The organism is Aliiroseovarius marinus, assembly GCF_050881025.1.
In the GTDB taxonomy this organism is placed as follows: domain Bacteria; phylum Pseudomonadota; class Alphaproteobacteria; order Rhodobacterales; family Rhodobacteraceae; genus Aliiroseovarius; species Aliiroseovarius marinus_A.
The window spans coordinates 644,886-664,092 of sequence record NZ_JBNNXQ010000001.1 but is presented as its reverse complement, the minus strand read 5'-3'; the positions used below and the strand labels follow the sequence as shown (position 1 = coordinate 664,092).

18 protein-coding genes are annotated in these 19,207 nt (G+C 57.1%); 12 read left to right on the top strand and 6 right to left on the bottom strand.

Features of this window, described 5'->3' with window-relative positions; all coding sequences use genetic code 11:
• Positions 1-33 precede the first annotated feature (33 nt).
• From ACRY08_RS03095 to ACRY08_RS03065, 7 genes are all read left to right on the top strand, one after another.
• On the top strand, positions 34-948 hold the full coding sequence (locus ACRY08_RS03095; protein ID WP_432448380.1) for a carbohydrate ABC transporter permease: 915 nt from the start codon (positions 34-36) through the stop codon (positions 946-948).
• 12 nt (positions 949-960) lie between these two features.
• Complete coding sequence (locus ACRY08_RS03090) at positions 961-1,800, top strand: carbohydrate ABC transporter permease (protein WP_432448379.1); 840 nt, start codon at positions 961-963, stop codon at positions 1,798-1,800.
• Entirely contained in the window at positions 1,797-2,831 is a 1,035-nt protein-coding gene (locus tag ACRY08_RS03085) for a Gfo/Idh/MocA family protein (protein WP_432448378.1), read from the top strand. Before ACRY08_RS03090 ends, ACRY08_RS03085 begins: the two co-directional genes overlap by 4 nt.
• Positions 2,828-3,823, top strand: a complete 996-nt coding sequence (locus ACRY08_RS03080) for an ABC transporter ATP-binding protein (protein ID WP_432448377.1) — start codon at positions 2,828-2,830, stop codon at positions 3,821-3,823. The genes ACRY08_RS03085 and ACRY08_RS03080 overlap by 4 nt, the downstream gene beginning before the upstream one ends.
• Before the next feature lie 192 nt (positions 3,824-4,015).
• Positions 4,016-4,720 (top strand): ABC transporter permease, encoded by a 705-nt coding sequence (locus ACRY08_RS03075; protein WP_432448838.1) that lies wholly within the window; start codon positions 4,016-4,018, stop codon positions 4,718-4,720.
• Positions 4,717-5,430 carry an ATP-binding cassette domain-containing protein gene (locus ACRY08_RS03070; protein WP_432448376.1) on the top strand — a complete coding sequence of 238 codons (714 nt, stop codon included), beginning with the start codon at positions 4,717-4,719 and terminating at the stop codon, positions 5,428-5,430. Before ACRY08_RS03075 ends, ACRY08_RS03070 begins: the two co-directional genes overlap by 4 nt.
• Positions 5,427-6,221 carry a substrate-binding domain-containing protein gene (locus tag ACRY08_RS03065; RefSeq protein ID WP_432448375.1) on the top strand — a complete coding sequence of 265 codons (795 nt, stop codon included), beginning with the start codon at positions 5,427-5,429 and terminating at the stop codon, positions 6,219-6,221. The genes ACRY08_RS03070 and ACRY08_RS03065 overlap by 4 nt, the downstream gene beginning before the upstream one ends.
• A 14-nt stretch (positions 6,222-6,235) precedes the next feature.
• Here ACRY08_RS03065 and ACRY08_RS03060 read toward each other — a convergent pair whose 3' ends face one another.
• Positions 6,236-8,632: a 1-deoxy-D-xylulose-5-phosphate synthase N-terminal domain-containing protein gene (locus ACRY08_RS03060; protein WP_432448374.1), complete on the bottom strand. Its 2,397-nt coding sequence runs from the start codon at positions 8,630-8,632 to the stop codon at positions 6,236-6,238.
• A gap of 22 nt (positions 8,633-8,654) precedes the next feature.
• Positions 8,655-9,869, bottom strand: a complete 1,215-nt coding sequence (locus ACRY08_RS03055; RefSeq protein ID WP_432448373.1) for a methionine gamma-lyase — start codon at positions 9,867-9,869, stop codon at positions 8,655-8,657.
• Positions 9,870-9,983: 114 nt separating this feature from the next.
• Between ACRY08_RS03055 and ACRY08_RS03050 the strand changes: the two genes are divergently transcribed.
• Entirely contained in the window at positions 9,984-10,448 is a 465-nt protein-coding gene (locus ACRY08_RS03050; RefSeq protein WP_432448372.1) for an Lrp/AsnC family transcriptional regulator, read from the top strand.
• Between the two features lie 66 nt (positions 10,449-10,514).
• Here ACRY08_RS03050 and ACRY08_RS03045 read toward each other — a convergent pair whose 3' ends face one another.
• Positions 10,515-11,234 (bottom strand): response regulator transcription factor, encoded by a 720-nt coding sequence (locus ACRY08_RS03045; protein WP_432448371.1) that lies wholly within the window; start codon positions 11,232-11,234, stop codon positions 10,515-10,517.
• An 85-nt stretch (positions 11,235-11,319) separates the two neighbouring features.
• On the opposite strand from ACRY08_RS03045, the gene ACRY08_RS03040 reads away from it, so the two are divergent.
• Positions 11,320-13,680, top strand: a complete 2,361-nt coding sequence (locus ACRY08_RS03040) for a vWA domain-containing protein (RefSeq protein ID WP_432448370.1) — start codon at positions 11,320-11,322, stop codon at positions 13,678-13,680.
• An 11-nt stretch (positions 13,681-13,691) separates the two neighbouring features.
• On the top strand, positions 13,692-14,570 hold the full coding sequence (locus tag ACRY08_RS03035) for a hypothetical protein (protein WP_432448369.1): 879 nt from the start codon (positions 13,692-13,694) through the stop codon (positions 14,568-14,570).
• Here the strand turns inward: ACRY08_RS03035 and ACRY08_RS03030 are convergent, their stop codons facing one another.
• The 3 genes from ACRY08_RS03030 to ACRY08_RS03020 are packed head-to-tail and all read right to left on the bottom strand — an operon-like array spanning position 14,571 to position 17,567.
• Positions 14,571-15,578: an ABC transporter substrate-binding protein gene (locus ACRY08_RS03030; protein WP_432448368.1), complete on the bottom strand. Its 1,008-nt coding sequence runs from the start codon at positions 15,576-15,578 to the stop codon at positions 14,571-14,573.
• The gene (locus ACRY08_RS03025; protein ID WP_432448367.1) at positions 15,557-16,906 is read right to left on the bottom strand and encodes a sensor histidine kinase N-terminal domain-containing protein; all 1,350 of its coding nucleotides are present in this window, start codon (positions 16,904-16,906) and stop codon (positions 15,557-15,559) included. The genes ACRY08_RS03030 and ACRY08_RS03025 overlap by 22 nt, the downstream gene beginning before the upstream one ends.
• Positions 16,899-17,567, bottom strand: coding sequence for a response regulator transcription factor (locus tag ACRY08_RS03020; protein WP_432448366.1), 669 nt, complete (start codon positions 17,565-17,567; stop codon positions 16,899-16,901). Before ACRY08_RS03020 ends, ACRY08_RS03025 begins: the two co-directional genes overlap by 8 nt.
• A 108-nt stretch (positions 17,568-17,675) precedes the next feature.
• Here ACRY08_RS03020 and ACRY08_RS03015 point away from each other — a divergent pair, with 108 nt between their 5' ends.
• A complete protein-coding gene (locus tag ACRY08_RS03015; RefSeq protein ID WP_432448365.1) occupies positions 17,676-18,659 on the top strand; it encodes a tripartite tricarboxylate transporter substrate binding protein in 984 nt (327 codons plus the stop codon).
• 64 nt (positions 18,660-18,723) lie between these two features.
• Positions 18,724-19,206, top strand: coding sequence for a tripartite tricarboxylate transporter TctB family protein (locus tag ACRY08_RS03010; protein WP_432448364.1), 483 nt, complete (start codon positions 18,724-18,726; stop codon positions 19,204-19,206).
• Position 19,207: the final 1 nt, after the last annotated feature.

Sequence of the window (19,207 nt, the reverse complement as noted above, 5' to 3'; positions counted from 1 at the left end):
TGATGGCGTCCGGGCACACACCCGGAGTTTCCCATGCAAAAGCCTCGTATCCGTTGGCATATTGCCGTGTTCCTTGCCCCTGCGGTGCTTGTCTATACGGCAGTGATGATCTTCCCGCTGTTCAACACGTTGCGCTTGTCGCTGTTCAGCGAAGTGGATCAAACGCGTGTCTATGTAGGGCTTCAGAATTTCCGCACGCTGTTCGGGGACCCGATCTGGTCGGAGCAGTTTTGGAACGCGTTGGGCAATAACTTCTGGTTCTTTCTGGTCCATATGCTGGTCCAAAACCCAATCGGCGTCGCGCTGGCAGCCATCCTGAGCCATCCAAGGCTCCGGTTCGCCGCGCTCTACCGATCGGCCATATTTATTCCCACGATCATGAGCTTCGTGATTGTTGGCTTCGCGTGGAAACTGATCCTGTCGCCCATCTGGGGTATTGCACCTTCGATGCTGGACGCGGTGGGTCTGAAATCTCTGTTTGCGCCGTGGTTGGGCAAAGAAGAATACGCGCTGACCACGCTTGCGCTGATTTCCGTCTGGCAGTTTGTCGGTATCCCGATGATGCTGATCTACGCCGCCCTTTTGTCGATCCCCGAAGAGGTTCTGGAAGCGGGCGAGATTGACGGGATCACCGGCATGTCGGCCTTTTGGAAGATTAAGCTTCCGCTGATCCTGCCGTCCATCGGCATCATCTCGATCCTGACTTTCGTCGGTAATTTCAACGCGTTCGACCTGATCTATGCCGCGCAAGGTGCGCTGGCGGGGCCAGATTTCTCGACCGATATCCTTGGCACGTTCATGTATCGGACGTTCTTTGGCTTCCAGTTGCAACTGGGTGACCCGCATATGGGATCGGCCATCGCTGGTGCCATGTTCGCGATCATCCTGGTGGGTGTCTGCCTCTATCTTTTTGGCATCCAAACCCGGATGCGCCGGTATCAGCTGTAAGGAGTTAGGACCATGAACCAGGCCCGCACAAACCCGCTGAATACAGCCGCGATGCATGGCGCGCTGATCCTTTACACGCTGATTGCGTTGTTCCCGGTCTTCGTGATCCTGATCAATAGTTTCAAGACGCGCAAAGCAATCTTCCGCGAGCCTCTAGCCTTGCCAGATGCGGACAGCTTTTCGATGATCGGCTATCAGACGGTGATGAAGCAGGGGGATTTCTTCCTCTACTTCCAGAACTCGATGATCGTGACCGTTGCGTCGCTGTTCTTTGTGCTGTTGTTCGGTGCCATGGCGGCTTTTGCACTGGCCGAGTACCGGTTCAAAGGCAACACGCTGATGGGGCTTTACCTTGCTCTTGGCATCATGATCCCGATCCGCATCGGCACCGTTGCGATCCTTGAGATGATGGTGGCGACAGGGCTGGTTAACTCGCTCTGGGCGCTGATCCTTGTCTATACCGCGCAAGGCCTGCCACTGGCTGTCTTCATCCTGTCCGAGTTCATGAAGCAGGTCTCGGACGATTTGAAGAATGCGGGGCGCATTGACGGGCTTTCCGAATACGCGATCTTCTTCAAACTGGTGCTGCCCTTGGTGCGCCCAGCCATGGCGACGGTTGCAGTCTTCAACATGATCCCGATCTGGAACGACCTTTGGTTCCCGCTGATCTTGGCCCCGGCCGAGGAAACCAAAACGCTCACCCTGGGCAGCCAGGTCTTCATCGGTCAATTTGTGACCGACTGGAATGCGGTTCTGTCCGCGCTGTCGATGGCGATCCTGCCGGTCTTGGTGCTTTATGTGATTTTCTCGCGTCAACTGATCCGCGGCATCACGTCGGGAGCTGTGAAATGACCCGAGTTCTAATCGCAGGCTTGGGCAATATGGGGATGAGCCATGCGCTGGCGCATCACCACCACCCGGACGCTGAGATTGTGGGGCTGGTCAATCGCTCAGGTGAGACCGATCAGCCTGAACTGACCAACTATCCGATCTATACCGATTTCCACGAGGCCCTCGCCACCACTCACCCCGACCTCGTGGTCATTGCCACCTATTCCGATAGCCACGCAGACTATGCCGTGGCTGCGATGCAAGCAGGCGCACATGTCTTCGTCGAAAAGCCCTTGGCAACGACGGTGGATGACGCGCACCGGGTTGTGGAAACGGCGGCCCGGCTGGGCCGGAAACTGGTTGTGGGATATATCCTGCGCCACCATCCCAGCTGGGTGCGCCTGATCGAAGAAGCCCGTGCTTTGGGTGGGCCCTACGTCTTCCGAATGAACCTGAACCAGCAAAGCAAAGGTGCCGAGTGGGAGACCCACAAAGCCCTGATGCAGACCACTGCGCCAATCGTCGATTGCGGGGTGCACTATATCGATGTCTGGTGCCAGATCACGGATGCCAAACCCGTGCGCGTGAACGCGATGGGCCTGCGCCTGTCCGACGAGATTGCGCCCGACATGTACAACTACGGCCAGTTTCAGGTCGCCTTCGACGATGGATCGGTCGGCTGGTACGAAGCTGGCTGGGGGCCCATGATGTCCGAGACGGCGTTTTTTGTGAAAGACGTGATCTCGCCCGCCGGGTCGGTTTCCATCACCGAAGCCGACAAAGCGGAGTCTTCAGATGTGGATGGCCACACAAAGGTCGGTGGGTTGCTGGTGCACCGCCCCGATGGCGATACCCTGATTGACCTGCCGGACGAGCCCGGCCACCAGGACCTCTGTGACGCCGAACAAGCCTATATGCTGCGCGCGATCCGTGATGACATCGACCTGACCCGCCATATGCAGGACGCTGTTCAGTCTCTGGCCATTTGCCTGGCCGCTGACGAAAGCGTCCGTTCCGGACAACCCGTAAACCTAACGGAGGTGACGCCATGACGGCGCTGACCCTGACCAATGTGAACAAATCCTTCGGCAAAGTTCATGTTTTGAAAGACATCAATATCGAGATCGAAGAAGGCGAGTTCGTCGTATTCGTCGGCCCATCCGGTTGCGGCAAGTCAACCCTTCTGCGCGTGATTGCCGGGCTTGAAGACGCAAGCTCGGGTGAGATCCGGATCGGGGATGATGTGGTGAATATGACCCCGCCCTCGAAGCGGGGGCTTGCAATGGTGTTCCAAAGCTATGCGTTGTATCCGCATCTGAATGTGCGCAAAAACATGTCGCTGGCCCTGAAACAGGAAAAGCAGCCCAAAAGCGTGATCGACGACCGCGTGGCCGAGGCCAGCCGGATGCTTAATCTGGACGAATATCTGGACCGATACCCATCCGAACTTTCGGGCGGCCAAAGGCAACGTGTGGCCATTGGCCGTGCCATTGTGCGTCACCCGAAGATTTTCCTGTTTGACGAACCCCTGTCGAACCTTGATGCGGCCCTGCGCATGAACACGCGGATCGAGATTGCCGGTCTGCATGCGCAGCTTGGCACGTCGATGATCTATGTGACCCATGACCAGACAGAGGCGATGACGCTTGCTGACAAGATCGTTGTTCTGCGCGATGGCCGGGTCGAACAGGTGGGCAGTCCGATGGAGCTTTACAACAACCCGGCCAACCAGTTTGTGGCGGGTTTCCTTGGCTCTCCAGCGATGAATTTCTTCCCTGCAAGCTTGGTGACGGATGGTGACAATCGCACCATGGGCGTGCGCCCGGAGGACCTGTTTGTTGACAAGGATGGGGCTTTGTCCGTGACCGTAAGCCATGTGGAAAAGCTTGGCGGTGACACCAACGTTATTGCGCATGTTGGGGATCAACAGATCACGGCGCGGCTGTTTGGTCAGCATGATGTCCATGACGGTCAACAGCTGACATTCGGGTATGCCAACAAGAGTGTTTTCTATTTTGACCCTGAGGGCGCACGCGTTGGCTAGACGGCCGCTCGGAAACTGAAGCCGAGGGACACCCGCGTGGAGGCGGCCAACGCAACCAAAATGCCGCTTCTTTGTTAGAAACCTCTTTTGCCTCGCGTAAAGTTGTGGTTGATCATCGAGCTGGTGGTCGAGCAATCTGACCACCATGGCGGCGATCTGGACCGTTGGTCCTTGGGCGCATTAGAGGATGACATCTTGGAAATCTGGTCCGGGATAACAGAAGCTTTCTGGCTGCTCATAACGTTCGACGCGGACCTGATCGAAATCACGTTGCGGTCGTTATATGTGACGCTATCAGCTTTGCTGATCGCTTCGGCGATTGCGTTGCCTTTGGGCGCCTTGCTGGCGGTGCGCAGGTTTCGGGCGCGCCGGGTTACGATCGCGGTTCTCAATGCGCTTATGGGCTTGCCTCCGGTGGTGGTGGGTCTGATCGTCTATGTGTTGCTCAGCCGGTCGGGACCTTTTGGAGTTTTGGGCCTTTTGTTCACGCCGACCGCCATGATCATCGCGCAGGTCATTATTATCGTGCCGTTGATTGCGTCCATTGCCCATCAGTCACTGCGTGAGCTGTGGTCAGACTATCATGACTTGTTGATCTCGATGAACACGACACAGATGCAGCGGGTGCAAGCCCTTCTCTGGGACGGACGTCGGGCACTTTTGACCGCGTCACTCGCCGGGTTCGGTCGTGCGATCGGAGAGGTCGGTGCGATCATGGTGGTCGGAGGCAATATTGACCATCATACACGTGTTCTGACGACTGCCATTGCACTTGAAACAGGAAAGGGAGAGTTCGCGCTGGCCCTTGGTTTGGGTTTTGTGCTGATCGCTATGGCCATTGCTGTCAACCTTGCCATCCACGTGATTGGCCAAACCGAACGGGCGGGGCGTTGGTGAGCAATCTTTTCCCAGTCATACTTAAGGGTGCAACGCTGCGCCGCGCCGGCAAAACACTGGTCGGCCCTGTGGATATTCAACTGCAAGCGAAAGGGGTCACCGTTGTTGTTGGTCCGAACGGCGCCGGGAAGACGTCGCTTTTGCGCATGATGCATGGCATTGCGCGGTTGGGAGGCGGCAGCATTCAGTGGGCCTGCTCGCCCGAGGAAGCCCGCGCCCATCAGGCGTTTGTATTTCAACAGCCGATTATGATGCGCAGGTCGGTTGTCGGCAATCTGGCCTATCCGTTACGACTGGCCGGGTACAGCCGGGCCGACGCACGAGATCACGCAGCCGATGCAGCGGCAGAGGTGGGATTGGCCGACATGTTGGATCGTCCTGGTCATTTCCTGTCCGGCGGCGAACGCCAGAAACTCGCGCTTGCCCGCGCGCTTATAACCAAACCAGAGCTTCTGTTTCTCGACGAACCCTGCGCCTCTCTTGATGGGCGCGCGACGCGTGAGATCGAAGAGATTCTGACCCGCACGGCAGCGGTTGGAACACGGTTGATAATGTCGACCCATGATATGGGTCAGGCCCGTCGACTGGCGACTGAAGTCCTGTTCCTACTGAATGGCAGGATCCACGAACACTGCTGCGCGGAAACGTTCTTCGGTGGCAATTCCAGCCCTGAATCTCAAGCCTTTCTAAAAGGAGATATCGTCGAATGAAAAGAGCGTTCTTCGCTGCTGCTACCGCCGTTTTTCTGGCCACAGGGGCCATTGCGGAAGAAATGAAGCTGGCGGTGACCACGTCATTTCACAATTCGGGTTTGTCCGACATTCTGTTGCCTCAGATCAAGAAAGACACCGGGATCGATGTCCAGCTTCTGGTGGTCGGCACGGGTCAAGCGATCAAATTGGGCGAGGCCGGGGATGTGGATGCGATTTTGGTTCATTCACGCGCTGCAGAAGAGAAGTTTCTGGAAGCGGGCTTTGGCTTGCATCGCACCGAGATCATGTACAACGATTTCGTGTTTGTCGGTCCCGCAAAGGATATCGCCAATGTGAAAGAGGCGGGCAAGGCGGCAGACGCTTTGAAGCGTATCGCAGATGCCCGTGCCCCCTTCGTCAGCAGGGGCGACGACAGCGGTACGCATAAGAAAGAGCTCAGTTTGTGGCACGCGGCGGAAATCTTACCCGAAGGCAACTGGTACAATGCGGTGGGCGCGGGGATGGGCGCGGCTTTGAATACGGCGGCGGGTCTGAACGCATATATCTTGGCGGATCGTGCAAGCTGGTTGAACTTCGGGAATAAAAGCGACCTTGTTGTGCTGTTTGCCGGGGATCCGGTTTTGTTCAACCAATACGCCTATCTGCCCGTGAACCCCGACAACCACGCCCATGTGAAAACCGAACTGGCGGCCGAGTTGGAGGCGTGGTTGCATTCCGAAACAGCCAAAGAGCTGATCAATGGCTACAAGATCGACGGCGAGACGCTGTTTGTCTTCAACGCGGAATGATCCGAGGAAAAACCTCAGTTCCGGGCCAGTTGATCCAACACGCTTCGGTCTGTGCGTCTTCCATCCGTCAAGGCGTTCACCTTCTTGACGATCGCGTCGGCGTCAATGCCGTGGTGACGATACAGGTCACCGATCGTGCCGGTTTGGCCAAAGTGCTCGACGCCCAGCGGGATGGTTTGATGCCCCTCAACGCTGCCGAGCCATGACAGGGTGGCCGGGTGCCCGTCTATCACGGTGATGAGTTTGCAGTGCCGTGGAAGACCCGCCATCAGGGTTTCGATGTGGGATTGCGCAGAGACATTGCCACGTGATCGCGCGCGTTGCGCGGCCGTCCAGCCGGCGTTCAGACGGTCGGCCGAGGTCACGGCCAGAACGCCCACATCGCGGCGGGTTTCGCCGATCTGACCTGCCGCCTTGATCGCCTCGGGGGCAACCGCACCCTGATAGGCAATGACCACTTCGCAGTTCGGCCCGGGTTTGCGCAGCCAATAGGCGCCGTCGATGGCCCCCTGGCGGAAGTCATCATCAACCCGTTTGCCGGGCTGTTCGATGGGGTTGGTGGTCAGGCGCAGATAGACCGATCCGCCGGTTTCATCGCGCAGCCAGGTGCGTTCGTCGGGGTCACCTTCGCCGTCGCGCTGCACGTAGTCAAAGGCCCAGCCCATGATCACCGCCAGCTCGTCAGCAAAGGCCGGTTCAAAACTGGCCAGACCGTCCTGCGACATGCCGATCAGCGGGGAACCCACCGATTGGTGCGCGCCGCCTTCAGGCGCCAGCGTCACACCGGATGGCGTGCCCACAAGGATGAAGCGCGCATCCTGATAACAGGCGTAGTTCAGCGCATCGAGCCCGCGGGCCACGAAGGGGTCATAGACCGTGCCGATGGGAATAAGCCGCTTGCCGAAGATCGAATGCGACAGGCCAGCCGCGCCCAAAAGCAGCATCAGGTTCATCTCGGCGATGCCCAGCTCGATATGCTGGCCGTCCGGCGTGAACTCCCATTTCGCAGTCGAGGGGATGCGGTTTTCGATGAAGGCATCAGCCTGCGCGGTGCGCGCAAACAGCTTGCGGCGGTTCACCCAGGGCCCAAGGTTGGTGGTCCCCGTCACGTCAGGCGAGGTGGTCACGATGCGCGCGGCCAGTTCGCTGTCGCCTTTTGACAGGTCATCCAGCACCTTGCCAAAGGCCATCTGCGTCGAGGTCTCGCGCGAGGTGTCGATGTCGATGGCGGGCACAGCCAACTTGTCATCGGCAAAGCGGCGCGGGCCATTGGAAAAGAAGGGCACCCGTGACAGGAAGTCACGCAGCGCGGCGGGGTCACTGACGGTGGCCAGCGGCTCCCATTCCTCACCCTGAGCCACGCCCATGTGCTTTTGCCAGGCGCCAAATTGGGTGGTGTTCATCAACCCGCCGTGGTTGTCCTTGTGACCTGCGATGGGCGTGCCCCAGCCTTTGATCGTATAGGCCAGAAAACAGGTCGGACGGTCATGGTCGATGGCGTCAAAACTCTGGGCCATGGTCTCGACGCAGTTGCCGCCGAGGTTTTCCATCAGGGCCGCCAGCTCGTCATCGCTGCGCGCCTCGATCAGTGCGGTCACATCACCCTGATCGCCAAGATCATCCATCAGCCGCTTGCGCCAGACCGCGCCGCCCATGAAGGTCAGGGCCGAATAGTCCTGATTGGGGCAGCTGTCGACCCACGCGCGCAGCTTGTCGCCACCCGGTTCTTCAAAGGCGGCACGTTGCAGGGCGCCGTGCTTGATACGCACCACGTCCCAGCCAAAGGCGTCAAAGATCTTCTCGATCCGTTCAAACAACCCCTCGCGCACGATCCCGTCCAGCGACTGGCGGTTATAGTCAATGACCCACCAGGTGTTGCGCAGGTCGTTCTTCCAGCCTTCCTGCAGGGCCTCATAAATGTTGCCCTCGTCCAGCTCAGCGTCGCCAACCAGCGCCACCATGCGGCCCATCGGGGCATCCGCGCCCCAGGATTTTGCCTTGATGTAGTCCTGAACAATCGAGGCAAAGGACGTGATCGCCACGCCCAGACCCACGGACCCGGTCGAGAAATCCACGTCGTCGATATCCTTGGTCCGGCTGGGGTAGCTTTGCACCCCACCATAGCCGCGGAAGTTTTCCATTTTCTCGCGCGTCTGGTTGCCCATCAGATACTGAATGGCGTGAAAGATTGGCGAAGCATGGGGCTTCACGGCCACCCTATCCTCGGGCTTCAGGGTCGAGAAATAGAGTGCGGTCATGATCGACACCATCGAGGCCGACGAGGCCTGATGCCCGCCGATCTTGATCCCATCCACCTTCGGGCGCAGGTGGTTGGCGTGGTGGATCATCCAATGCGACAACCACAAGAGCCGCTGCTCGATGGTTTTCAGATGTTGAATATCTGCAGTCATGGCAAAGCTTCCCTTGGTTGGCTTATTCAGCGGCCTGGCGTGCGGGCGTAGGCAGGGCCTGGTCCAGATCGGCAAGGATGTCTTCCACCTCTTCTAGACCAACGGACAGGCGGATCAAACCGTCGCTGATGCCATGGGCGGCGCGTTCCTCGGGGGTGTAGGTCGAATGGGTCATCGACGCGGGGTGCTGGATCAGGCTTTCCGCGTCACCAAGGGACACGGCGCGCTGGATCATGTTCAGGCGGTTCATCAGGGCGATCCCTGCTGCCATGCCGCCTTCCATGTCGCTGGCAAGCTCGAAGGCAATCATTGCTCCGGGCTTGTCCATCTGGCGGCTGGCCAGATCATGCTGCGGGAACGAGGTCAGGCCGGGGTAATGCACCGTGCCAACCGCCGGGTGGGCGTCCAGCCAGGCGGCCACGGTCTGGGCCGAGGCGCAATGGCGATCAAGGCGCAGCGCCAGTGTTTTCAGCCCGCGCAGGATCAGCATGGCGTTGAACGGCGCCATGACCGCGCCGGTCATGTCCTTCATGCCGACAAGGCGGATATCCTGCACCATTTCAGCCGTGCCTGCGACCAGACCGGCCACCACGTCGCCATGACCGCCGAGGTACTTGGTGGCGGAATGCACCACCAGATCGGCACCCAGCGCGATCGGGCGGGTCAGATATGGCGTGGCATAGGTGTTGTCGACGATCACAATTGCCCCGGCAGAATGGGCAATTTCTGCTGTCTTGGCGATGTCCACCAAGCGCATGTTCGGATTGGCGGGCGTTTCAAAATAGACAACGCGGGTCTTGTCGCTGATCGCGGCGCGGACGTTTTCGGGGTCGGTCATATCCACATGGGTGATGGTGACCCCCCATTTGGCCAGCCCATGACGCATGAAGGCAAAGGTGCAGCCGTAAAGTGTTTCGTCGACAATCAGTTCGTCACCGGGGCTCAGAACGGTCCAAAGCGCCGCCGTGATTGCGCCCATACCTGAAGAGAGCGCCAGCGCGGCTTCAGCGCCTTCCAGGGTAGCAATGCGTTGCTCCAGAAGGTCGCAGGTCGGGTTCGAGATGCGGCTATAGATGTGGCCCTCGCGCGCGCCTTCAAACATCTCACCCCCCGCTTCTGCCGTTTCAAAGGCAAAAGTTGACGTCAGATGCAATGGCGGCGTCAGGGCGCCTTCATTCTGTTGAGGATCATAGGCATGGTGAATGGCGCGGGTGGCAAAGCCAGAATGACGGATCATGACGTGGTTCCTGTTGTAATTTGAGGTCATGATATGCTTCCGCTAAAGGCATGTGCTTGCCAATTATGCCTCGTCTTGCTACGAATTTGGCATAATATGCCAATAAGGTCGAACATGGACGCCAAAGACAAACAGATCATTCGCGCGCTACAACAAGACGGCCGCATGACAAATCAGGACCTTGCAAATGCGGTGCACCTATCGCCGTCTCCCTGCCTGCGCCGCGTTCGGAACTTGGAGGAACAAGGGGTTATCCAAGGCTACAGTGCCGATGTCGATGCGGCTGCCTATGGCCTTGCCATCACGGTATTCGTGCGGGTTAAACTGGAACGTCACAACCAAGAGGATGTTCAGAATTTCGAGAAGCAGATCCGTCTGATTGAAGAAGTTCTGGAGTGTCATGTGATGACGGGCGCGATGGATTATCAGCTTCGCGTGCTTGTGCCTGACCTAGACGCCTATGAAATGTTCATTCGAAACCGCATTCACCCCATCGGTGGCATCGCCTCTATCGATACGAGCTTTGTCTATGGAACCGTTAAACGAACGGCTGTTTTTCCCAACGCCTATGAAAACTGAAGCAGGAATTCCAAGCGGCAACTTGTACTGGATTGCAAAGAATTGAGTGGCGTGGATTAGTTTTGCTTATTGCAAAAAGCGTGCCAAAGCCTCTTCTTTCGTGGCAGCCCCCAGTTTCAGGCGTGCGTTCTTAATGTAAAGCCGGATGCTCGCTTCGCTCAGGTCCAGATGAGCGGCGATGGCTTTGGGGCGCAGGCCTTTCGACATCAGTTCCAGCACTTGATGTTCGCGTGCGCTCAGGCGGCGACGTGGTGAAATCTCTGCGTGTTTGCGGCGCCAGTCGTCAATTTTTCGATGCGCAATCAGGCAGAAGGATTGCAACTGGTCCACCAACGGCAAGACGCTGCGCTCGAAATCATGGCGGTTCATATCGTTGCCAATCAGAAACCCGCCATATTGGCCCGAACCAATCAGGCCGCAAGGGAAGCCAAGGCCTGCGGTCCAATCGAACTTGGCCACCTCTGAAATATATTGGCGCGTCTGGTCGTCAATATACCCCTGATGCCGGTCCACAAACTCCACGCCAACTTTGGTTGGTTCAAACGTGGCGCAGCAATGGGCGACAAAAGGTTCGAAAAAGCCGGGTTTCTTTGTTTCCTGCAGGGGCCAGTGGCTTGGAAGGTTGGACAGAACAAACCAGTTTGGCACGGCGCCATCGTCACGCATGATATAATACATACGGTTCAACTGGTGACTCGTCATGACATCCGAGATCGTGCGCCAGGTTTTTTCCAGCGACATTGCCGTTTCAAGCCGATAGGCAGCTTCCAGAAGATCTCTGTTCATATGAAATTGATATATCAGTTTTGATAAGTTGCCAATTCCGACAAGCCACTCAATCATCGGCGATACATTGTTGAAGGGGATTGGAATGGCAAAGTCACGTTGGTCTTATCTGGGTGGTGCGGGTTTTTATGCGCTGATCGCGTCGTCATTTTGGACAGCGGCACATGCCCAGACTGCGGACGACGCTGATTTGATGGTTGTGTTCGATGCCTCTGGGTCCATGTGGGGGCAGGTGGACGGCACCGCCAAGATCGAGATTGCCCGCAAGGTGTTTGCAGATCTTTCCAAGACCTGGGTGCAGACAAAACAACCCGTTGGGCTGATCGCCTATGGGCATCGGCGCAAAGGGGATTGCGGTGATATCGAGCTGTTGACCCGGCCCTCAGCCGCGGCGGCTGCGGGTCTGGCGGAGGTGGTGAAAGGGTTGGTGCCTCGCGGCAAAACACCGCTTTCGCAAGCGGTACGGATGGCGGCAGAAGAGCTGAAATACACTGAAAATGCAGCCACGGTTGTTTTGTTGTCGGATGGCCGGGAAACCTGCGATCTGGACCCTTGTGCCGTGGGGGCAGAGCTTGAAAAGCTTGGCGTTGATTTCACCGCTCATGTGATTGGGTTTGATATCCGCGAAGCGGCAGACAAAGCCCAGTTGCAATGTTTGGCTGACAGCACCGGCGGGACGTATTTGGACGCACGCAACGCTGAAACATTGAGCACCGCCATGACGAAGGTGACGCAGTCCACGTCAAGCCCCACCATCCTGACCACAGCCCATGTGACGGTGTCGACATCAGAAGGGACCGCACGCCCCGCCACTGTGTCGCTTCGCGCAACCAACTCGGACACAGGGGAAACACGCGACCTTGGCAGCCTGACCGGGGCCGATCAGGTGTTGACCGGGCTGAAGATCGCATTGCCCACCGGCGATTGGCGCTTCGAGGCGCAAGGGGATGGCGGGGCCGGAGAGCTGGCCGTCACTCTGGATGGCACAACGCAAGAGGTTGCCATTCCATTTGCCGCAGGCAACGCGGCGTTCGAGGTGACAAGTGCCGGGCCATTTGCCACGGATGGCAGCATCTCTTTCACGCTGACCAGCCTGAAACCCCTGCAACAAAACGCCACCTACAACGTGATGCTCTTTCCTGCCGGGGCCAGCGCCTATGACCAGAATGTGACCTATACCTACCGGTTTGGAAGCGACCCCGACACCACCGAGCACAGTTTCAATCCATGGGAATATGACCTTCCAGCAGGCGCATATGAGATCATTGTCATCGCCGACGGAAGCTACGATCTGGGGGACAATCTGGGCCGTTTCCCGGTCACTTTGGTCGCGCCGGGTACGCAAAGCAATTCTGGCGACGCGGCGGCTGTCACGCAGGATGCCGCGCCCGTCTTCACTCTGGCACAGCTTGTTGAACCGCTTAGCCCCGGCATGGGCGGGGGGCTTCGGGTGGACGGGCCTATCACTGAGGGTGATCAGGTGATGTTCATCGGGTTGGATGGTCAGGATAGCCATTTGGCGGATGTGCCCGATGAAGGGTTGGTGTTGGTGCCGCCACAGGTCCAGCCCGGCACATATCGCCTTCAGCTTTTGCGTCAGGATGGAACGGACCATCATCTGGCGGTGATCGACATCCTGCCAGACAGTGCGCAGGACATCGGGGATCATTCCGCCAGTGGCGAAGCCGCTGACACGATGATCAGCGAAGAAGAGCTGGCTGCGGAAAGCGGTCCCAGATCCCTGCCATTTACGGTCTGGGCTGCCTGCGACGGAGAGGCTCCCTGTCGGATACAGGATCGCCGCGTGGCCTTGGAATGGGCCATGCCCGCCGGCTGGGCCAGCGAAGAGCCGTTTTACTACACCACCGCTGGCGGGGCACAGGCAGAGCAGCCGACCGTTCACATGGCGCGCGCGCATGGCGGCGCATTCGGCGTGGCGCTCAACCCGCGCCAATGGGACGCGCAGCTTGGTCCCTGTAAAGAGGTTCCGCAAGGGTTGCTGTGCCACGAGGCGACGGATGTTTTGCGTGATCAGACAGATTTCGAGCTGATCTATTTCAGCCTGCATGGCGACATGCCCAAACCCGAGGGTTGGCTGCCGCTGGACCGCAGCTGGACCGTCGAGGACAAGATCATGGGCGGCACAATCGGGTTGATGAAGTTCGTGGAACCAGATGAACGGGCAGAGACCATCAAAGCGCAGATGATGCTGTCCAATCCCGGTCAGTTTGGCCTGCAGGACGGGTCTGTGGTCGAGGCTGATTTGCGCCTTGGCTGGGACAACCACCCCCTTGTGACCAGCATGCAGGGGCGCGTTGCCTTTGCGGATGGGGCCATCGAGCTGCTCTTGTCACGTCCCGGAAATTGGGATGGCGAAAGCAATCAATGGTCGGGTCAGATCACCAATACCGCGACCAACCAGACCGCATTTGTGAAACTCTACTAAGGGGTCCTGTGATGAAGCGATGCATGATTATCGGAATGCTGATGTCGACGCTGCCTTTGGCGAGCGCCGCGCAGGAACTGCCGCTATATATTGATCACGGGGGCGAGCTGAGCTTTTCGGGCACGATGTTGGACGAGGCCACGTTGAACGACATGTTCGCAGGGCGCGGTATTGTCGATACCTTCGGGGTGCCCGAGATCATCGTGAAAAATGCGAAAACCGGAGCGACTAGCCCGGCCTATACCTCGCCCGAAGAATACGAGATGGTCTTTGGCGCAGATGGGGTTGTGACAGAGAAACACGACGATATAACCTTTGCCGAAGGTGAAGGCAGCGATCTGCGAGAGAATCTGGACTTCGCTGAAGGCGAGGGTCTGGACACACGCGAAGACATCACCTTCACGGCAGATGACGCTTTGAAAACTGAAACTGTTTTTGATGGCCCGAAGGACTTCTTCACCGGCACAACACAGACACGATTTCATCCGCAACATGGCACATGGGGCCTGCAGATGGCGCCGCCGGATATCTCTGGCTGCCCGCAGGGCGTCGGTGAAATGGTTGCGGCGCAGGCCATTCGGTCCGCAAGCAAAGACGTTATCTTCAGCCACCCGGGCTGGGTGCCTGCCGATCTGAACCCTGATTATGCATCGCTTCATTGGGTGGAAAGCGGGACGAACGGCTTTCACGCGGAACCCTACAAGTTGGAGGTCGACGGCTCCGGCATGTCACTAAGCGTCACCTTCGCACTCGCCGCCCGGTCGGAAACCCGGATTGATGTCTGGGGGCGGGTGCTGATGAAGCTGACGCCCGTATTGGCGCAAATGGCCGGCGGGTCAGAGGTCTGCACCGCCATTGTGACCGGGGCGTATACCAAAACCGAGAGCTGACTAGTTCTGGATCACCGCATTCTCCCATTCGGTAAGAAACTTGTTTCGCTTTAGGGTGTCCAGAAAAGTCATCAGGGCAGGGCCAAGCGCAATAGTCGCGCGTTCGGAACCGTTTTTCCTGTCAATCAATGGCGGTAGCGATTGCGTGTCTTCTGCTGGATTGGATTGGTAGGTGACCAGAAACTGGATGAACCTTTCGGCTGCTGTCCAGTTTTTGGAGTTACGCGATACCAAAGCGGTTCGCATCATTGTTGTGGGAAAGTCTGAGGGCAAGATGATCTCGAGGGTGTTTTGGTTGTCAGAGCGGGCTTCGGCATAGCTGCCAAGCACGTTGTAGGCGACCATGATTTCCCCGCTGATCAGATCATCAATCATATCGCCCGAACAACAGTATAGCCGAACCCCCAAGCTTCCCATAACCTCCATAAGCCTCCAGAACGTATCGGTCGCCCGGGCGTCTTGTGTTGCAAAAAGGTAGCCGAGCCCGGACTGGTTTACGTCATAGGTGCCGATACGATTTCGGAAAAACTCGGGGCGTGCCCGCAAGGCTTCGATCAGCTCCTGACGCGACCGAGGGACAGGCCAGCCATCGAAAGCCGACCTGTTGATCACGATTGCAGCTGGTTCGGCAGTAAAGGCAAACAAGCTTTTTCTCCAATGTGCCCACGGAGGGTGCACAATAGTGTTCAGCGCGCGGGCGTAGCCATCATTTGCAAGTTTGAACTGCAGGTCCATCGCGCTTGATATGGCGATGTCGAACCCGTCTGGTTCCTTGCGAAAGAGCCTGTCGAGATCCGCGGTTCCGGTCACAAAATAATCGACGGCAACGTCGGGGTTTTTCGTCATAAAAGCCTGGATCAAAGGGGCAAAAAGATCCGTGTCTGTGCTCGATATGACTTTCAGCGTGGTGCTGCTTTGCGGGCCGCTGAAGGTTTCGTGATCTTCCCATTCCTGTGCCCATGAGGTGTTGCAAAGGAATATAAGAGCTAAAGCAAGATAGAAACGCATGCGCCACCTCCGGGTCGGTTGCTCAGTTTGATCGCGCCTCCATGGGCGACGGCGACGTCTTGAGCGATTGTCAGGCCAAGCCCGGACCCAATTGTATCCTTGGCGTTCGCGCCGCGTTGAAACCGCTTTGTCAGCAATTCTATTTCTGTTTCAGGAAAGCCCGGCCCGTGATCGCATACGGAGATCTGTGGTTTGGGGGCTTGCGAAACAGAAATCTCGATTGTGCTTTCGGCGGGCCCGTATTTCATGGCGTTGTCAATCAGGTTGCGCACAGCATTCTGAAGCAAAATGGGGTCGCCAGAAGATGGTACGGTTGGGTCACCCAAAAGCGAGATCGACATGTCTTTCATTTCGGCAATGGGTGTCATGCGCTGGACCAAATCACGCACCAGTTTGACGAGATCGATGTCGTCTTTGTTCAAGTGGTCGGCCCGGAATGTGATCATGGCGTGGTCAAGAAGCTGCCCGGCCGCGCGTGAACTTTCATCGATGGCTTTGACCATCGCGCGCATGGCGTCGCGGTTTTCTGGCTTGTCGACCCGCTGCAAGGTGGCCTCGGCATAAGACCGGACTGTTGCAAGCGGGGTGCGCACACGATGTGCGGCCTCGGCAATGAAGTCTTCTGATTGGCTCAGGGAATGATCAAGTCGTCCCATAAGGGAATTCAGTGATGTGACCAGTGGCGCCATTTCGTGCGGTACCGGTTTGTGAAAGGGGCTAAGATCCTGTGGCCCTCTTCGTGTGACCGAGGTTGTCAGCCGGCCTAACTGGCCGATCGTTGTCGCGGTTGCCCAATAGGACAGAACAGCGGCCAGCGCGAAAAAGCTTAGACCCAGAATGGCTGCATTGCGCGAAATCTGACGGAGTGTTTTCGACAGAGAATCCTGTGTCTGGGCAAGGACAATCTGAATGTCCGTACGTTTTCCCTGTCCAATTAGCGTGCGGGTTGCTCCGGTCATGCGCACATGAGACCCGCGTATCTGTCCGGATTGAAACGTAGCCTCATCAGTGAATGCCAGATCGTCATAGCCTGACAAGAACTGGCCATCTTGATAAACGGCATAGAACACCCTGTCATCTGCGGGTGTTCCAAGCATGGAGAATGCAGAATAGGGAAGATCAAGTTCGACCGTTCCATCGCGGATGGCGGCTGCATCAAGCATCGCAGTGACCGAGGCCTGAAGGATGTTGTCCTGACCACGTTGGGCGACCTGAACGGCAAAGCTGCGTACGGTGAAAAATAACAGAAATGCAAGAACTGCGGCGCCAGTGATCAATGCCAACATCAACTGGTTTCTGAGTGATCCAGAGACGGCGGCGCTACTCATTCTGATCCAGCCTGTAGCCAATCCCGCGCAATGTCGTGATCCCCAAATCTGATGCGGATAGACGTTTGCGAAGGCGGCCGATATAGACCTCGATCGCGTTCTCAGAGACATCGTCATCGTAGGAAAACAGTCGATCCGAGAGCTTGCTCTTTGAAAAAACCTGCCCCGGCGCATTCATGAAAATCTCTAGAAGGCGAAGCTCTCGATTGCGTAAATTGACCAGTGTGCCGGCGACTTTCAGACGACCTGCTACCGGGTCAAAAATGACCCCACCCAGCTCGATCGTCGTCTTTGTGTTTTTTGTTCTGCGGCGCAAAATAGCGCGGCATCGGGCTTCGAGTTCGGCGTGATCAAATGGTTTGGTCATGTAGTCATCAGCACCCAAATCAAGCGATCCGATTCTATCCGAGACCTGACTTCGCGCGGTCAGAACGATGACTGGCGTATCAAGATCACTTGCTCTGTGGCGTTTCAGAAACTCTCGTCCGTCGCCGTCAGGAAGCATGATATCGAGCAAGATAAGGTCATAGTCCCCCGTGGCAACGAACTCCGATGCGTCTTCCAAATTCTCTGCGTGATCAACAACATGGCCGTCTAGTCGCATCCGAGAGCCGATTGCGTTTGCCAGTTCTTGATTGTCTTCGATCAGCAGGAACTTCATGGCCGGTGTCAGCCTCTTGTTGGCGTGTGACAGGTTTGTGTCAGGTTGGTGTGTTCATATCCCTTCAACTGAGCCGCGATGCGGACAGTTGTCAATTGGGAGGACAATATGTTGAAACTTGCACTAGGTCGCCGCACCTTTATCGCGGCTATGGCAGCGCTTGGTCTTGCAGGGCCGGGTTTGGCTGATGGGCACAAGGTTGCTGACAGTATTCACTTTCTGATCCCCGGCGGTGCCGGTGGTGGTTGGGATGGAACGGCGCGCGGAACGGGCGAGGCTCTGACGGCTTCGGGTCTTGTTGGCAGCGCCACTTTTGAAAACATGTCTGGCGGCGGTGGCGGCAAGGCGATTGGGTATCTGATCGAAAATGCAGCCAGCAGCCACGGTACCCTGATGGTCAATTCAACGCCCATCGTCATTCGCTCGCTTACCGGTGTTTTTCCGCATAACTTCCGGGATCTGACGCTTGTTGCAGGTACGATTGGGGACTATGCGGCCATTGTTGTTGGCAAGGACAGCCCGATCAACTCGATGGCAGATCTGATTGCCGCCTATGACGCCGATCCAGCGAAAACGGCTATCGGTGGTGGATCTGTACCCGGCGGGATGGATCATCTGGTGGCGGCCATGGTGATGGAAGCTGCAGGCAAAGATGCACTGAACGTGAAGTACATTGCCTATGATGCAGGTGGCAAAGCCATGGCGGCGTTGCTGTCTGGCGAAATTGCCGCTTTGTCGACAGGCTTCTCCGAGGCTGTTGATCTGTCCAATGCTGGAGAGGTGAAAATCATTGGCGTCACCTCGCCCGAGCGCGTTGGTGCAGCACCTGATGCGATGACCATGAAAGAGCAGGGCATTGATACTGAGTTTGTGAACTGGCGCGGGTTCTTTGGGGCTCCGGGTTTGCCTGCTGACAAACTGGCCATGTATCAGGAAGCGCTTTCCAAAATGTATGATACGGCAGAGTGGGAAGACGTGCGCGCCCGCAACGGGTGGGTCAATATCCACAATTCCGGAGATGACTTCCTGAAATTCCTCGAAGCGCAGGAAGAAGCCATCGGCGGTCTGATGAAAAAGCTCGGCTTTCTCTGACTACAACACGCAGCAGAGCGGCTGACGCTCTGCTGCAAATCGAAGTTTCTTGGGAGGGAAGTCAGTGGCACTGGATCGTTGGATCGCACTTTTGTTGTTGGGCGTATGTTTGGCCTATGGCTATGCGGCATGGTTCACCATGGATGGAAACCTTGCTCCGTTCATGCGCCGCAATCCGATTTGGCCAAGCACGTTTCCGAAAGTTCTATCGGTTCTTGGCGTGTTCACAACGCTGATCATTCTTCTGGGTTTTGAGAAAAGTGAAAGCAAAGAAGCCGAAATCGACTATCGGCGTTTGCAAGATTATCATCTGGGTCAGGCTTTGATGCTTTTGGCGCTTATGGTTGCCTATTCGCTTTGCCTTCGTCCCGCTGGATTTCTTCTTTCCACCACAACGTTCCTTGCACTTGGCTCCTTTATTCTGGGTGAGCGCAAATGGCACATCATGCTGCCAGTCTCTGTGATCTCAGCAGTTGGCGTGTGGTATCTGGTGCAGGAAGTTCTTGGCATCTACATGCGCCCCTTGCCGGGCTTTATCGGAGGCTGAC

What these genes read in the sequence shown, in the direction of transcription:
- ACRY08_RS03095 (WP_432448380.1), top strand. Translation starts at nt 34, where the DNA reads ATGCAAAAGCCTCGTATCCGTTGGCATATTGCCGTGTTCCTTGCCCCT.
- ACRY08_RS03090 (WP_432448379.1), top strand. Translation starts at nt 961, where the DNA reads ATGAACCAGGCCCGCACAAACCCGCTGAATACAGCCGCGATGCATGGC.
- ACRY08_RS03085 (WP_432448378.1), top strand. Translation starts at nt 1,797, where the DNA reads ATGACCCGAGTTCTAATCGCAGGCTTGGGCAATATGGGGATGAGCCAT.
- ACRY08_RS03080 (WP_432448377.1), top strand. Translation starts at nt 2,828, where the DNA reads ATGACGGCGCTGACCCTGACCAATGTGAACAAATCCTTCGGCAAAGTT.
- ACRY08_RS03065 (WP_432448375.1), top strand. Translation starts at nt 5,427, where the DNA reads ATGAAAAGAGCGTTCTTCGCTGCTGCTACCGCCGTTTTTCTGGCCACA.
- ACRY08_RS03060 (WP_432448374.1), bottom strand. Translation starts at nt 8,632, where the DNA reads ATGACTGCAGATATTCAACATCTGAAAACCATCGAGCAGCGGCTCTTG.
- ACRY08_RS03055 (WP_432448373.1), bottom strand. Translation starts at nt 9,869, where the DNA reads ATGATCCGTCATTCTGGCTTTGCCACCCGCGCCATTCACCATGCCTAT.
- ACRY08_RS03050 (WP_432448372.1), top strand. Translation starts at nt 9,984, where the DNA reads ATGGACGCCAAAGACAAACAGATCATTCGCGCGCTACAACAAGACGGC.
- ACRY08_RS03045 (WP_432448371.1), bottom strand. Translation starts at nt 11,234, where the DNA reads ATGAACAGAGATCTTCTGGAAGCTGCCTATCGGCTTGAAACGGCAATG.
- ACRY08_RS03040 (WP_432448370.1), top strand. Translation starts at nt 11,320, where the DNA reads ATGGCAAAGTCACGTTGGTCTTATCTGGGTGGTGCGGGTTTTTATGCG.
- ACRY08_RS03035 (WP_432448369.1), top strand. Translation starts at nt 13,692, where the DNA reads ATGAAGCGATGCATGATTATCGGAATGCTGATGTCGACGCTGCCTTTG.
- ACRY08_RS03030 (WP_432448368.1), bottom strand. Translation starts at nt 15,578, where the DNA reads ATGCGTTTCTATCTTGCTTTAGCTCTTATATTCCTTTGCAACACCTCA.
- ACRY08_RS03025 (WP_432448367.1), bottom strand. Translation starts at nt 16,906, where the DNA reads ATGAGTAGCGCCGCCGTCTCTGGATCACTCAGAAACCAGTTGATGTTG.
- ACRY08_RS03020 (WP_432448366.1), bottom strand. Translation starts at nt 17,567, where the DNA reads ATGAAGTTCCTGCTGATCGAAGACAATCAAGAACTGGCAAACGCAATC.
- ACRY08_RS03015 (WP_432448365.1), top strand. Translation starts at nt 17,676, where the DNA reads ATGTTGAAACTTGCACTAGGTCGCCGCACCTTTATCGCGGCTATGGCA.